The sequence below is a fragment of the Allobosea lupini genome, from assembly GCF_900109525.1.
Taxonomy (GTDB): Bacteria; Pseudomonadota; Alphaproteobacteria; order Rhizobiales; family Beijerinckiaceae; genus Allobosea; species Allobosea lupini.
Genome location: NZ_FOAN01000001.1, coordinates 509,817 through 524,408, shown reverse-complemented (window position 1 = coordinate 524,408; position 14,592 = coordinate 509,817). Strand labels below are relative to the sequence as shown.

The window sequence follows — 14,592 nt, the reverse complement described above, 5'->3', positions numbered from 1 at the left end:
GCCAGAGCGACGCGTTAACCCAAAAATCGTGATCTGGGCGCCTATTATGACGGGGAGACGACATCAGCCCGCCGTTTTTCGGTGGCGGATTTTGTCCTCCGAGATGGAGAATCACGATGACTAAGGCCAGCGGCGGCGATTCCAAGAGCACGCTCTACTGCTCCTTCTGCGGCAAGAGCCAGCACGAGGTCCGCAAGCTGATCGCGGGCCCGACCGTGTTCATCTGCGATGAATGCGTCGAGCTCTGCATGGACATCATCCGCGAGGAATCGAAGTCCGCGCTGGTGAAGTCGAAGGACGGCGTGCCGACCCCGAAGGAGATCCGCAAGGTTCTCGACGACTACGTCATCGGCCAGGACCACGCCAAGAAGGTCCTCTCCGTCGCGGTCCACAACCATTACAAGCGCCTCAGCCACGCGACGAAGCACAACGACGTCGAGCTGGCGAAGTCGAACATCCTGCTGATCGGGCCGACCGGCTCGGGCAAGACGCTGCTCGCGCAGACGCTCGCCCGCATCCTCGACGTGCCGTTCACCATGGCCGATGCGACGACGCTGACCGAAGCCGGTTATGTCGGCGAGGATGTCGAGAACATCATCCTGAAGCTGCTCCAGGCTTCCGACTACAATGTCGAGCGGGCGCAGCGCGGCATCGTCTACATCGACGAGATCGACAAGATCAGCCGCAAATCGGACAATCCCTCGATCACCCGCGACGTCTCGGGCGAGGGCGTGCAGCAGGCGCTCCTCAAGATCATGGAGGGCACCGTCGCCTCCGTGCCGCCGCAGGGCGGGCGCAAGCATCCGCAGCAGGAGTTCCTGCAGGTCGACACCACCAATATCCTGTTCATCTGCGGCGGTGCCTTCGCCGGGCTGGACAAGATCATCTCCGGCCGCGGCAAGGGCACCTCGATCGGCTTCGGCGCGACCGTGAAGTCTCCTGACGACCGCCGTACCGGCGCGATCTTCCGCGAGGTCGAGCCGGAGGACCTGCTGAAGTTCGGCCTGATCCCGGAATTCGTCGGCCGCCTGCCTGTGCTGGCGACGCTGGAGGACCTCGACGAAGCCGCGCTCAAGACCATCCTCACCGAGCCGAAGAACGCGCTGGTCAAGCAGTATCAGCGTCTGTTCGAGATGGAGGACACTGAGCTCACCTTCACCGACGAGGCCGTCAGCCTGATCGCCCGCAAGGCGATCGAGCGCAAGACCGGCGCGCGTGGCCTGCGCTCGATCATGGAGGGCATCCTGCTCGAGACCATGTATGAGCTGCCGGGGCTGGAAGGCGTCGAGCAGGTCGTCATCGGCCCCGAGGCGGTCGAGTCGAAGTCGCGTCCGCTGTTCATCTATGCGGATCGCGAAGAGGAGACCAAGTCGGCCTCTGCCTGAGCTGAAGCAGATTCTGGCTCACTTCGGAACGCGCGCCTTTCGGCGCGCGTTTTGCTTTGTGGGCCAGTGTGGTCAAAGCTGCCTCGAAACCGCCCTTGCGTCGCCGGATCCCTCACGGCCTCGTGTGCCTGTTGCGGTAGAAGCGGCGGTGGACTGCGTGAGGCGTCGCTTGAAAGCCGGCGTCGAAGCATCCACCTTATGCTCACCTGTTGGAGTCGCGTGCCTGTCGAGGGCGCGGCCGGCAGGGGCGCCTGGCGCGAATGGTCGCGCCGCGCAGTACGTCCGATCGATTGCCTTTCGAAGGGATCGGCCGGGCGAAAACTTGAAGGACTAGACATGACTGGCTCGACGCCCCGCGCTCCGCTCGTCCCCGGCACGACCGATACCTATCCGGTCCTGCCGCTGCGCGACATCGTCGTCTTCCCGCATATGATCGTGCCGCTCTTCGTCGGCCGCGAGAAGTCCATTCGTGCGCTCGAGGAGGTGGTCAAGAACGATGGCCTGATCCTGCTCGCCACGCAGAAGAATGCCGGCGACGATGATCCGGAGACCAGCGACATCTACGAAATCGGCACGCTCGCCCGCGTGCTGCAGCTGCTCAAGCTGCCCGACTCGACCGTGAAGGTGCTCGTCGAGGGCATCGGCCGGGCCAAGGCGACGACCTATACCGCGACCGACAACTTCTACGAGGCGAAGGCCGAGGCCCTCGCCGAGGAAGAGGGCAAGAAGGTCGAGGTCGAGGCGCTCGCCCGCTCGGTCGTCAGCGAGTTCGAGAACTATGTGAAGCTCAACAAGAAGATCTCGCCCGAGATCGTCGCGGCGGTCTCCCAGATCGACGAGCCGGCCAAGCTCGCCGATACGGTCGCCTCGCATCTGGCGGTCAAGATCGCCGATCGGCAGGCCGTGCTGGAGGTGATGAACGTCGCCCACCGACTCGAAAAGGTGCTCTCGTTGATGGAGAGCGAGATGTCGGTGCTGCAGGTCGAGAAGCGCATCCGCTCGCGCGTCAAGCGCCAGATGGAGAAGACCCAGCGCGAGTACTATCTCAACGAGCAGATGAAGGCGATCCAGAAGGAGCTGGGCGACGGCGAGGAAGGCCGTGACGAGCTGGCCGAGCTGGAAGAGCGCATCGCCAAGACCAAGCTGACCAAGGAGGCGCGCGACAAGGCGCTCGCCGAGGTCAAGAAGCTCAGGCAGATGTCGCCGATGTCGGCGGAAGCCACAGTCGTGCGCAACTATCTCGACTGGCTGCTTGGTATCCCGTGGGGCAAGAAGTCCAAGATCAAGAAGGACCTCGCCGCGGCCCAGAAGGTGCTCGACGACGACCATTTCGGCCTCGACAAGGTCAAGGACCGCATCGTCGAATACCTGGCGGTGCAGCAGCGCGCCAATCGGCTCGCCGGCCCGATCCTGTGCCTCGTCGGCCCTCCGGGCGTCGGCAAGACCTCGCTCGGCAAGTCGATCGCCAAGGCGACCGGCCGCGAGTTCGTCCGCATGTCGCTCGGCGGCGTGCGTGACGAGGCCGAGATCCGCGGTCACCGCCGCACCTATATCGGCTCGATGCCCGGCAAGATCATCCAGTCGATGAAGAAGGCGAAGACCTCGAACCCGCTCATCCTGCTCGACGAGATCGACAAGATGGGTCAGGACTTCCGCGGCGATCCGTCGGCGGCCCTGCTCGAGGTGCTCGATCCCGAGCAGAACTCGACCTTCAACGACCATTACCTCGAGGTCGACTACGACCTGTCGAACGTGATGTTCGTGACCACGGCGAACACGCTGAACATCCCGCCGGCCCTTTTGGACCGCATGGAGGTGATCCGCATCGCCGGCTACACCGAGGACGAGAAGGCCGAGATCGCGCGCCGCCACCTGATTCCGGGGGCGATCGCCAAGCACGGCCTGCAGTCCAAGGAATGGTCGATCGACGACGAAGCCCTGACGACGCTGGTCCGGCGCTATACGCGTGAAGCCGGTGTCCGCAACCTCGAGCGCGAGATCGCCAACACCGTCCGCAAGGCGGTGAAGGAGATCGTGCTGACCAAGAAGAAGAAGGTCGCGGTCACGCCTGCGGTGCTGGAGGATTATCTCGGCCCGCCGCGGTATCGCTTCGGCATGGCGGAGACCGAGGATCAGGTCGGTGTCGTTACCGGCCTGGCCTGGACCGAAGTCGGCGGCGAGATGCTGACGATCGAAGGCGTGATGATGCCCGGCAAGGGCAAGATGACCGTCACCGGCAATCTGCGCGACGTGATGAAGGAATCGATCTCGGCAGCGGCGTCCTATGTCCGCTCCCGCGCCATCGATTTCGGCATCGAGCCGCCGCTGTTCGACCGGCGCGACATCCACGTCCATCTTCCCGAAGGGGCGACCCCGAAGGATGGTCCGTCGGCGGGCATTGGCATGGCCACGGCGATTGTCTCGGTCATGACCGGCATCCCGGTCCGCCGCGATGTCGCCATGACCGGCGAGGTCACGCTGCGGGGCAGGGCGCTGCCGATCGGCGGTCTCAAGGAGAAGCTGCTCGCTGCTCTGCGCGGCGGCATCAAGAAGGTGCTGATCCCGGAGGACAACGCCAAGGATCTGGTCGATCTGCCGAAGTCCGTGAAGAACGGGCTCGAGATCGTCCCGGTCTCGCGGATGGACCAGGTGCTCCAGCACGCGCTGGTGCGTCAGCCGACGCCGATCGTCTGGGAAGAGGACCTGAAGGCACCTGTGCCCAAGGGTCCCGAGGACGACGCAGCTACGGCTGGCGTCGCGCACTGAGCCCAGCACTCGCGAATTGAGAGGCCGCCGGCATCGCCGGCGGCCTTTTTTTATTGGCTGGGCCCTTGAGCCGCACCCTGCGTCATAGCTTAGCGCTGGGTCAGGAGGTGCCGATGAGCGCGCGGAACGATAGCGAGATCTGGCTCGAGGCCAATGAGTGTTCGGCCCGGATCGGGCTGTCGAAGCGGGCTTTGCGGCTCTACGAGGAGCACGGCCTGATCCGGCCGCGGCGGACGCAGAAGGGTTGGCGCCTCTACGGCGCTAACGAGATCGCGCGCTTGCACGAGATCCTCGCGCTGAAGCGGCTGGGCCTGAGCCTGCAGCGGATCACGGCCCTGCTGCAGGGCAAGGCCACCGATCTCGCCGGGGTTCTCAGCATCCAGCACGATCTGCTCGCCGAGCAACGCGAGCGGGCCGAGCAGGGGCTTGCCCTGGTCCGCGCCGCGCAGGCCAAGCTGGCCACAGGCGCCTCCCTCACTGCCGACGAACTGATCAGGCTCGCGAAGGAGGCCAACATGACCGAGAGCAACACCGATACCGTTGCCTGGCGGCGCTACGACCAGGCGCGGCCGCGCACCGAGGTCAAGATCGACCCACGCCGCTTCGAGCGCTGTACGGGCTTCTACAAGCATCCTGTCGGGCTGATCATGGCCGTCACCCTGGAAGGCGATCGCTTCTTCCTGCAGCTCACCGGCCAGCCCAAGGTCGAGCTCTTCGCCGAGAATGAAAGCAATTTCTTCCTGAAGGTCGTTCCGGCCCAGCTCACCTTCGCGTCGGCTGGGAGCGACCGCGCCGAGACGCTGACACTGCATCAGGGCGGGTACGAGGCTGTCGCCAAGCGCATCGACGAGGCCGAGGCGAAGCGCCAGAGCGAGGAGCTCGGCGAGCGGGTGCGCAACCGTGTCCCGCATCCGCGCAGCGAAGAGACCTTGCGCGACTTCCTCGAACAGCAGCGGTGCGGCACCATACCGTCCGAGCTTTTGAGTGAAGAGCTGGCGGAGATCGTGCGCGAGCAGCAGCCTATCGTCAGCGCCGAACTCGAATCGAAGGGCGATCTGCGCAAGCTCGGCTTCCGCCGGGTCGCCGACGATGGCGTCGACATCTACGAGGCGCAGTTCGCCCAGGGCACTCTGCAATGCGGCATTGGCTTCGGCCAGGACGGCCGCGTCCACACGCTCTGGATGCTGCCGGCCTGAGTGGCTCAAAGGAAAGACTGGTGGGCGGTGACGGGCTCGAACCGCCGACATCTTCGGTGTAAACGAAGCGCTCTACCGACTGAGCTAACCGCCCTTGCCCGCCGTTTAAGGCTATGGCGCCGGCTGCGCAAGCCACAGGGCGCGGAGTCCGCAGCCTTTGCCCAGCGGCGAGTTTCGCGGCAAATCCCGCGGGGCGATCTGAACAGCTCCAGGCGCCATGCCAGAAGGACGCAATTGCGGAGTCCGCAGCCCAGATTCGCCGTCGCTGGCCGGGCACGCCGATCGATCAACGCAGGTCGCCTCGATCGCAGAGCTGGATAACTGCCGGTTTCAGCCTCTTTCCACCGACTTTGGCGGTGATCGATATTTTGACGGCTTCTGTGCTTGACAGTCAGGGCCGGGGGCCATAATCCCAACGCCGCCGGGGACGAGTTCCTCCGCCGCCCGCGCGGGCGTAGCTCAGTTGGTTAGAGTGCCGGCCTGTCACGCCGGAGGTCGCGGGTTCGAGCCCCGTCGCCCGCGCCATTTTCAGCACATAATCCCAGTCTGTTGAAGCTGTTGCTTCATGTCGTGCTGAAGCTGTTCGGACACGGGTTCCCGTCCTCCGCAAATTGCCTGCACTGTCCGATGCGACGTCTCGCTTGGCTGTCGCCTATGCTGCGCCGAGGCGGTGAGGGAGCGCCCGATCACGCGCTCCGACACGCTCCGGGCAGGAGCCGGCATGAGCTCACCAGGGCCGGCGCGGCCCTGTGTCGATGTGGATCAGCCCGTTCCAGTAGACTTTGTTGCCGCCAACCTCGGGCAGGGTACGTACCCATTCCAGCACGGCGCGCGGCCTGACGCCCGGCACACGGAAATCCATCGCCTCGCAGCGCTTGTGGAAGGAGCCGCGTCGTGCCCGCCAGGGCGGCCGCCAGGTTGAGGTCACCTTCACCGCTCCGTACTTGTCCGAGATCTTGCCGAGAATGCTCTTCAGCACCGGCGGCAGGCAGACGATCGAGGTGCCTGGATCGGTCGAGATTCCCGGCCTGTCGGGCTTCTCGTTGGGATCGAAGGCGGGTTCCTCGGCGGTCTGCCCCGGCGTCCGCTGAGGCCATTCGGGTCCCTCATCGTCATCGGGCTCGGGCTGGGCGAGGGTGGGCGCAGGGCCCGGCGTGGTCACGACGCTGGCCGCGATCGGAGCCTGGGGTAGTACGACGACCGGTGGCGCGCCCGGCTTGACCTGCAGGTCGAGATCGAAGGGGCGCTCGGGCGGCAACGGCGCGAGCATCATCTGCGCCGTCGCCTCGGCGCCGAACGCCATCGCAATGGCGCAGGCCAGCGCTGTCCTCCGCATTGCGCTCATGCGATCCGAGATGCCGATGGCAAGGCTGCGGCCAAGAGCGCGCGATCACGATGCGTTGTTGGCCACGGCATTCCCGCAACGGTGCTCCTGACGCATCGGCAGTGCCTGCCGACGAATCGTGTCGGCGCCGAAGACTTCGCATTGCGTCCCCGTTTGCCATGCTTCTGCGCGCTGCGACAACCGTCTTGGGCCAGGCGCGGCCGATCACGAAAATCGGCCCCGAAACAGCCGGGAATCGCGACGCTTCCGCGGGCGGCTCGCGCATATGCGGCAAAGACATGGCGACAGGCGCGTTGTGCGGCGCGGCGAACCCTTGCGTGATTCTAAAGCAGGGTCTAATCGACTGGCGAGATTGAGGGCGCCAGTCGCGGCGCCGGGTTGAAGCGGGGTGACAGATGCAAGCTCTTCCTGTGCAGTCCCTGCTGTCGGACTACCTGCCTCTGGTGATCTTCATCGGCCTGTCGCTGGTGATCGGCCTCGCCTTGCTGATCGCGCCCTTCGCCGTGGCCTATTCCAAGCCGGACGCCGAGAAGCTCTCGGCCTATGAATGCGGCTTCAACGCCTTCGACGACGCGCGCATGAAGTTCGACGTGCGCTTCTATCTCGTCGCCATCCTCTTCATCATCTTCGATCTCGAAGTCGCTTTCCTCTTCCCTTGGGCGGTCGCCTTCGGCGGGCTCGGCTGGGTCGGCTTCTGGTCTATGATGGTTTTCCTCGGCGTGCTGACGGTCGGCTTCGTCTACGAGTGGCGCAAGGGCGCGCTCGAGTGGGATTGATCGTTTTGTCGCGTCGGGCTGATATCAATTTACATTCGACGAAACCCAAAGGTTCGAACTGATGGCCATGACAGCGATCGATCGCGGTGATCCGCTCGTCGCGCAGGCTCCCAGGGGTCTGCTCGGCCCCGACGGCAAGCCGCTCGGCGCGCGCGATCCCTATTTCGTCGAGATCAACAACGAGCTGGCCGACAAGGGCTTCCTCGTCACGGCGAGCGACGACCTGATCAACTGGGCCCGCACCGGCTCGCTGATGTGGATGACCTTCGGCCTCGCCTGCTGCGCGGTCGAGATGATGCAGCTCTCCATGCCGCGCTACGACGTCGAGCGCTTCGGCTTCGCCCCGCGCGCCTCACCGCGGCAGTCGGACGTGATGATCGTCGCCGGCACGCTGACCAACAAGATGGCCCCGGCCCTGCGCAAGGTCTACGACCAGATGCCGGAGCCTCGCTACGTCATCTCGATGGGCTCCTGCGCCAATGGCGGCGGCTACTACCACTACAGCTATTCGGTGGTGCGCGGCTGCGACCGCATCGTGCCGATCGACGTCTATGTGCCGGGCTGCCCGCCGACCGCGGAAGCGCTGCTCTATGGCGTGCTGCTGCTGCAGAAGAAGATCCGGCGGACCGGGACGATCGAGCGCTGAGGCGTTTGGCGACCGGTGGCTTGCGAAGGTGATGCGATGAGCGAAGCGCTCGTGACATTGGGCGAAGAGATCAAGGCGGCGCTGCCCGGCGCGGTGACCGACATCGTCGTCGCCTTCGACGAGATCACGGTGCTGGCCGAGGCGGCCGAGATCGTGCGGGTCCTCAAGACCCTCTATGACGATCAGCGCTTCCGCTTCGTCAATTTCACCGACATCGCCGGCGCCGACTATCCGCAGCGCGAGAAGCGCTTCGAGGTCGTCTATCACCTGCTCTCGCCGCGCCATAACCGGCGCATCCGCGTCAAGGTCCAGGCCGACGAGGCGACCCCGGTCCCCTCCGTGATCGAGGTCTTCCCGGCAGCGAACTGGTACGAGCGCGAGGCCTACGATTTCTACGGCATCCTGTTCTCGAACCATCCGGATCTGCGCCGCATCCTCACCGACTACGGCTTCGAGGGCTATCCGCTGCGCAAGGACTTCCCGCTGACCGGCTTCGTCGAGGTCCGCTACGACGATGAGCAGAAGCGCGTCGTCTACGAGCCGGTGAAGCTGAACCAGGAATTCCGCAACTTCGACTTCCTCTCGCCCTGGGAAGGGACGGAATACGTCCTCCCGGGCGATGAAAAAGCCAAGACGGCCTGATCGGACTGGGCGATGTCAGAGCACAACATCCGCAATTTCTCGATCAACTTCGGCCCGCAGCATCCGGCGGCGCACGGCGTGCTGCGTCTGGTGCTGGAGCTCGACGGCGAGATCGTCGAGCGCGTCGATCCGCATATCGGCCTGCTGCATCGCGGCACCGAGAAGCTGATCGAGCACAAGACCTATCTCCAGGCCGTGCCCTATTTCGACCGGCTCGACTATGTCGCGCCGATGAACCAGGAGCATGCGTACGCGCTCGCGGTCGAGAAGCTGATGGGCGTGACCGTGCCGCGCCGCGGCCAGCTCATCCGGGTGCTCTATTCCGAGATCGGCCGCATCCTCTCGCACATCCTCAACGTCACCACGCAGGCGATGGACGTCGGCGCGCTCACCCCACCGCTGTGGGGCTTCGAGGAGCGCGAAAAGCTGATGATCTTCTACGAGCGGGCCTGCGGCGCGCGCATGCACGCGGCCTATGTCCGGCCGGGCGGCGTCCACCAGGACCTGCCGACCTCGCTCATCCACGACATCGCCGAGTGGTGCGACCCGTTCCTCAAGGTCTGCGACGACCTCGAAGGCCTGCTCACCGACAACCGCATCTTCAAGCAGCGCAATGTCGACATCGGCGTCGTCGATCTCGAAACCTGCTGGAAATGGGGCTTCTCGGGCGTGATGGTGCGCGGCTCCGGTGCGCCCTGGGACCTGCGCAAGTCGCAGCCCTACGAGTGCTACGAGGAGATGGAATTCGACATCCCCGTCGGCAAGAACGGCGACTGCTACGACCGCTACTGCATCCGCATGGAAGAGATGCGCCAGTCGGTGCGCATCATGAAGCAGTGCTGCGAGAAGCTGTTGGCGGCCGATGGCGGCGGCCCGGTCTCCTCGCTCGACGGCAAGATGGTGCCGCCCAAGCGCGGCGAGATGAAGCGCTCGATGGAAGCGCTGATCCACCACTTCAAGCTGTACACCGAGGGCTACAAGGTGCCCGAGGGCGAGGTTTATGCCGCCGTCGAGGCCCCGAAGGGCGAATTCGGCGTCTATCTCGTCTCCGACGGCACCAACAAGCCCTATCGCTGCAAGATCAAGGCGCCGGGCTTCGCCCATCTCCAGGCCATGGATTTCATGTGCCGCAAGCACATGCTCGCCGACGTCTCCGCGATCCTCGGCTCCCTCGATATCGTCTTTGGTGAGGTGGACCGCTGATGTCCGTCCGTCGTCTCGCGCCCGATCATGTTCAGCCGGCCTCCTTCGCCTTCAATGCGGCGAACGAGAACTGGGCCGACCAGCAGATCGCCAAGTACCCCGAAGGCCGGCAGGCCTCGGCCGTGATCCCGCTGCTGTGGAAGGCGCAGGAGCAGCATCATGGCTGGCTGCCGCGCGCCGCGATCGAGGCGGTTGCCCATAAGCTTGGCATGGCGCCGATGCGGGTGCTGGAGGTCGCGACCTTCTACACCATGTTCAACCTGCAGCCGGTCGGCACGCATTTCATCCAGCTCTGTGGCACGACGCCCTGCGCCCTGCGGGGTGCCGAAGCGCTGAAGAAGGTCTGCGAGGACGTGATCGGCCCGCAGTCGACCGTCACGGCCGACGGCAAGCTGTCCTGGCTCGAGGTCGAGTGCCTCGGCGCCTGCTGCAACGCCCCGATGGCGCAGATCAATTTCGATTACTACGAAGACCTCGACCCTGAGAATTTCCGCAAGCTGCTGGACGATCTGCGCCACGGCCGCCCGACCAAGCCCGGCCCGCAGGTCGACCGCTCCTGCTCGGAGCCGCTCGGCGGCGGCGACACGCTGAAGGACCCGGCCCTGTTCGACGGTTCGGTGATTGGTGCCGGCGACTGGCAGGCCCGCATCACCAGGCAGCGCGAAGAGGCCGCGATCAGGATCGCCAGCGAGAAGGCTGCGGCCGAGGCCAAGGCCAAGGCGGAGGCGGAGACTGCAGCCGCAGCGGCCAAGGCCGGCCCGACCGACGTCAAGACCGCGCCGGCTCCCGAGGCAGCCGCGCCCGGCCGCCCGCAGCCGTCCGATCCGAAGCAGCCGGCGAGCGCCGCGCAGGACACCCCGTCCGCGACGAGCAAGGCGATCAACGACACCGCCAAGACCGAGGCTCCGAAGGCACCGGCGGCCAAGGCTGCACCCGCCACGGACCCGGCTCCAGCCGTACCCGAATCCAAGCCCGCTCTGCTGACCGCGGCCCGCGACGGCAAGGGCGACGATCTCGAACTGATCTGGGGCGTCGGTCCCAAGCTCGGCAAGATGCTCAACGAGATGGGCGTCTGGCACTATGACCAGATTTCTGCCTGGACCCCGGCTGAACTCGCCTGGGTCGATGCAAGACTGACCGGTTTCAAGGGCAGGGCGGTCCGCGACGACTGGATCTCGCAGGCGAAGAAGCTCGCTACCGGCTGGCGGCCGGAGAGCAAGCTCGGCGACAAGCCGGCGAACTGAGGCGATAACGATGCTTGCTGATCGCGACCGCATCTTCACCAATCTCTACGGCCTCCATGACCTGTCGCTGAAGGGCGCCATGCAGCGTGGTGCCTGGGACGGCACCAAGTTCCTGCTCGAGCAGGGGCGCGACTGGATCATCGACGAGATGAAGAAGTCGGGCCTGCGCGGGCGGGGCGGCGCCGGCTTCCCGACCGGCCTGAAATGGTCGTTCATGCCCAAGCAGAGCGACGGGCGCCCGCACTACCTCGTCGTCAACGCCGACGAGTCGGAGCCCGGCACCTGCAAGGACCGCGAGATCATGCGCAACGACCCGCATACGCTGGTCGAGGGCTGCCTGATCGCCTCCTTCGCCATGGGCGCACACGCCGCCTACATCTACATCCGCGGCGAATATGTCCGCGAGCGCGAGGCGCTGCAGCGTGCCGTTGACGAGGCCTATGAGGCGAACCTCATCGGCAAGAACAACAAGCACGGCTATCCCTTTGATCTCTATGTGCATCACGGCGCCGGCGCCTATATCTGCGGTGAAGAGACGGCGCTGCTGGAGAGCCTCGAAGGCAAGAAGGGCATGCCTCGGCTGAAGCCGCCTTTCCCGGCCAATGTCGGCCTCTACGGCTGCCCGACCACCGTCAACAACGTCGAGTCGATCGCGGTCGCGCCGACCATCCTGCGCCGTGGCGCGAGCTGGTTCTCATCGATCGGCACGCCGAACAATGTCGGCACCAAGCTGTTCTGCGTCTCCGGGCATGTGAACAAGCCCTGCAACGTCGAAGAGGCGATGGGCCTGACATTCCGGGAGCTGATCGATCGCCATTGCGGCGGCATCCGCGGCGGCTGGGACAACCTCAAGGCGGTCATCCCCGGCGGCTCGTCGGTGCGCATGGTGCCGGCCGAGCAGATCATCGACACGCCGATGGATTTCGACTCGCTCTCCAAGCTGAAGTCGGGCCTCGGCACGGCGGCGGTGATCGTCATGGACAAGTCGACCGACATCATCCGCGCCATCGCCCGCATCAGCTATTTCTACAAGCATGAGAGCTGCGGCCAGTGCACGCCCTGCCGCGAGGGCACCGGCTGGATGTGGCGCGTCGTCAACCGCATGGCCGAAGGTCGCGCTCAGAAGCGCGAGATCGACATGCTGCTCGACGTTTCCAAGCAGATCGAGGGCCACACCATCTGCGCGCTGGGCGATGCTGCCGCCTGGCCGATCCAGGGCCTGATCCACCATTTCCGTCACGAGATCGAGCAGCGCATCGACGACTATGCCGCCAACCCGCATGGCGAGCCGGTCAGGCTCATGGCGGCGGAGTGAGACCATGACCAAACTCCTCATCGACGGCATCGAGGTCGACGTCCCGCCGGAGTACACCGTGCTCCAGGCCTGCGAGGCGGCTGGCGCCGAGGTTCCGCGCTTCTGCTTCCATGAGCGGCTCTCGATCGCCGGCAATTGCCGCATGTGCCTGGTCGAGGTGAAGGGTGGCCCGCCGAAGCCGCAGGCCTCCTGCGCCATCGGCGTGCGCGACCTGCGCCCAGGCCCGAATGGCGAGCCGCCGGTCGTGCTGACCAAGTCGCCCATGGTCAAGAAGGCGCGCGAAGGGGTGATGGAGTTCCTGCTCATCAACCACCCGCTCGACTGCCCGATCTGCGACCAGGGCGGCGAGTGCGACCTGCAGGACCAGGCCATGGCCTACGGCGTCGACACCTCGCGCTATGCCGAGAACAAGCGCGCCGTCGAGGACAAGTATATCGGCCCGCTGGTCAAGACCTCGATGACGCGCTGCATCCAGTGCACGCGCTGCGTCCGCTTCACCACCGAGGTCGCCGGCGCCTCCGACCTCGGCGCGATCGGCCGCGGCGAGGACATGGAGATCACCACCTATCTCGAGCACGCGATGAGCTCGGAGTTGCAGGGCAATGTCGTCGACCTTTGCCCGGTCGGCGCCCTGACCTCCAAGCCCTACCAGAACAAGGCCCGGCCGTGGGAGCTGACCAAGACCGAATCCATCGACGTGATGGACGCGGTCGGCTCGGCGATCCGCGTCGACTCGCGCGGCCGTGAGGTGATGCGCGTTCTGCCGCGCGTCAACGAGGCGGTGAACGAGGAATGGATCTCCGACAAGACCCGCCACATCGCCGACGGCCTCCGCACCCAGCGGCTCGATCGGCCCTATATCCGCGAGAACGGCGCCCTGCGTCCGGCGAGCTGGACCGAGGCGCTCGCGCTGGTCGCGTCCAAGCTCAAGGCCGCCAAGCCCGAGCGGATCGGCGCCATCGCCGGGGATCTCGCAGCGGTCGAGGAGATGTATGCGCTGAAGGCGCTGATGGCCGGCCTCGGCTCGGCCAATCTCGACTGCCGCCAGGATGGGGCGAAGCTCGACCCGGCCTTCGGCCGGGCCAGCTACATCCTCAACACCGGCATCGCCGGCATCGAGGACGCGACCTCGCTGCTTATCATCGGCTCGAACCCGCGCCGCGAGGCGCCGATCGTCAACGCCCGCATCCGCAAGCGCTGGCTGCGCGGCGACTTCAAGGTCTCGCTGATCGGCGAGGCCGTCGACCTGACCTATGCCTATGACTATCTCGGCGCCGGCGCCGAGACGCTGGCCGATCTGGTCAAGCGCGCCGGTGCGGCCGGCGAGCGGCCGATGGTGCTGGTCGGGCAGGGCGCTCTCACCCGCGGCGACGGCGCCGCCGTGCTCTCGCTCGCGGCCAAGGCGGCCGAGGTCCTCGGCGCGGTCAAGGACGGCTGGAACGGTTTTGGCGTGCTGCACACCGCGGCCGCCCGCGTCGGCGGTCTCGATCTCGGCTTCGTGCCGGGCGAGGGCGGTCTCGACGTCGCCGGCATGACCAGGGAGGGCGCGCTCGACGTGCTCTTCCTGCTCGGCGCCGACGAGGTCGAGGTTCCGGCCGGCGCCTTCGTCGTCTACCAGGGCAGCCATGGCGACAAGGGCGCGCACCGCGCCGACGTGATCCTGCCGGGCGCGGCCTACACCGAGAAATCCGGCACCTTCGTCAACACGGAAGGGCGGGTTCAGATGGCGGCGCGCGCCACCTTCCCGCCGGGCGATGCCAAGGAGGACTGGGCGATCCTGCGCGCGCTCTCCGCGTCGCTCGGCAAGCCGCTGCCCTTCGATTCTCTGTCGGCACTGCGCCGCGAGCTCTATGCCGCCCATCCGCATTTCGCGGCAGTCGATACGGTCGCCGAAAGCGATCGCTCCGGACTGGCGAAGCTGGCCGGGCAGGGCGGCGCGACCGACAAGTCCGGCTTTACCCCGGCCATCGCCGACTTCTACACCACGAACCCGATCGCCCGCGCTTCGGCGGTGATGGCGGAATGCTCGGCGCTGGCCTCCGGCCGCATGCGCCAGGCGGCGGAGTAAGCCTCG

11 protein-coding genes and 2 tRNA genes are annotated in these 14,592 nt (G+C 65.9%); 11 read left to right on the top strand and 2 right to left on the bottom strand.

Translation table 11 applies throughout. The features are described 5' to 3' along the window. Positions 1-116: 116 nt before the first annotated feature. The 3 genes from clpX (at position 117) to BMZ21_RS30555 (ending at position 5,347) form a co-directional block, all read left to right on the top strand. Positions 117-1,385, top strand: a complete 1,269-nt coding sequence (gene clpX, locus BMZ21_RS02570; RefSeq protein ID WP_091829463.1) for an ATP-dependent Clp protease ATP-binding subunit ClpX — start codon at positions 117-119, stop codon at positions 1,383-1,385. Between the two features lie 336 nt (positions 1,386-1,721). Beyond that, on the top strand, positions 1,722-4,151 hold the full coding sequence (lon, locus tag BMZ21_RS02565) for an endopeptidase La (protein ID WP_091829461.1): 2,430 nt from the start codon (positions 1,722-1,724) through the stop codon (positions 4,149-4,151). Between the two features lie 113 nt (positions 4,152-4,264). After that, positions 4,265-5,347 (top strand): MerR family transcriptional regulator, encoded by a 1,083-nt coding sequence (locus BMZ21_RS30555; protein ID WP_208862203.1) that lies wholly within the window; start codon positions 4,265-4,267, stop codon positions 5,345-5,347. 18 nt (positions 5,348-5,365) lie between these two features. Here the strand turns inward: BMZ21_RS30555 and BMZ21_RS02550 are convergent. Next, positions 5,366-5,441 (bottom strand) — tRNA-Val (locus tag BMZ21_RS02550). 354 nt (positions 5,442-5,795) lie between these two features. Here BMZ21_RS02550 and BMZ21_RS02545 point away from each other — a divergent pair. Then, positions 5,796-5,872: transfer RNA gene (locus tag BMZ21_RS02545), tRNA-Asp, on the top strand. A 202-nt stretch (positions 5,873-6,074) separates the two neighbouring features. Here BMZ21_RS02545 and BMZ21_RS02540 read toward each other — a convergent pair. After that, positions 6,075-6,692: a YcbK family protein gene (locus tag BMZ21_RS02540; RefSeq protein ID WP_143079635.1), complete on the bottom strand. Its 618-nt coding sequence runs from the start codon at positions 6,690-6,692 to the stop codon at positions 6,075-6,077. 410 nt (positions 6,693-7,102) lie between these two features. On the opposite strand from BMZ21_RS02540, the gene BMZ21_RS02535 reads away from it, so the two are divergent. The 7 genes from BMZ21_RS02535 (at position 7,103) to nuoG (ending at position 14,586) form a co-directional block, all read left to right on the top strand. Further along, positions 7,103-7,468, top strand: a complete 366-nt coding sequence (locus tag BMZ21_RS02535) for an NADH-quinone oxidoreductase subunit A (protein WP_091830508.1) — start codon at positions 7,103-7,105, stop codon at positions 7,466-7,468. Between the two features lie 67 nt (positions 7,469-7,535). After that, positions 7,536-8,114 (top strand): NuoB/complex I 20 kDa subunit family protein, encoded by a 579-nt coding sequence (locus tag BMZ21_RS02530; RefSeq protein WP_091830506.1) that lies wholly within the window; start codon positions 7,536-7,538, stop codon positions 8,112-8,114. Between the two features lie 36 nt (positions 8,115-8,150). After that, complete coding sequence (locus BMZ21_RS02525; RefSeq protein WP_091829456.1) at positions 8,151-8,756, top strand: NADH-quinone oxidoreductase subunit C; 606 nt, start codon at positions 8,151-8,153, stop codon at positions 8,754-8,756. 12 nt (positions 8,757-8,768) lie between these two features. After that, positions 8,769-9,959, top strand: coding sequence for an NADH-quinone oxidoreductase subunit D (locus tag BMZ21_RS02520; RefSeq protein ID WP_091829454.1), 1,191 nt, complete (start codon positions 8,769-8,771; stop codon positions 9,957-9,959). Next, complete coding sequence (nuoE, locus tag BMZ21_RS02515) at positions 9,959-11,203, top strand: NADH-quinone oxidoreductase subunit NuoE (protein WP_091829452.1); 1,245 nt, start codon at positions 9,959-9,961, stop codon at positions 11,201-11,203. The genes BMZ21_RS02520 and nuoE overlap by 1 nt, the downstream gene beginning before the upstream one ends. Positions 11,204-11,213: 10 nt before the next feature. Next, entirely contained in the window at positions 11,214-12,518 is a 1,305-nt protein-coding gene (gene nuoF, locus BMZ21_RS02510) for an NADH-quinone oxidoreductase subunit NuoF (RefSeq protein ID WP_091829450.1), read from the top strand. Between the two features lie 4 nt (positions 12,519-12,522). After that, positions 12,523-14,586, top strand: coding sequence for an NADH-quinone oxidoreductase subunit NuoG (nuoG, locus tag BMZ21_RS02505; protein ID WP_091829449.1), 2,064 nt, complete (start codon positions 12,523-12,525; stop codon positions 14,584-14,586). Positions 14,587-14,592: the final 6 nt, after the last annotated feature.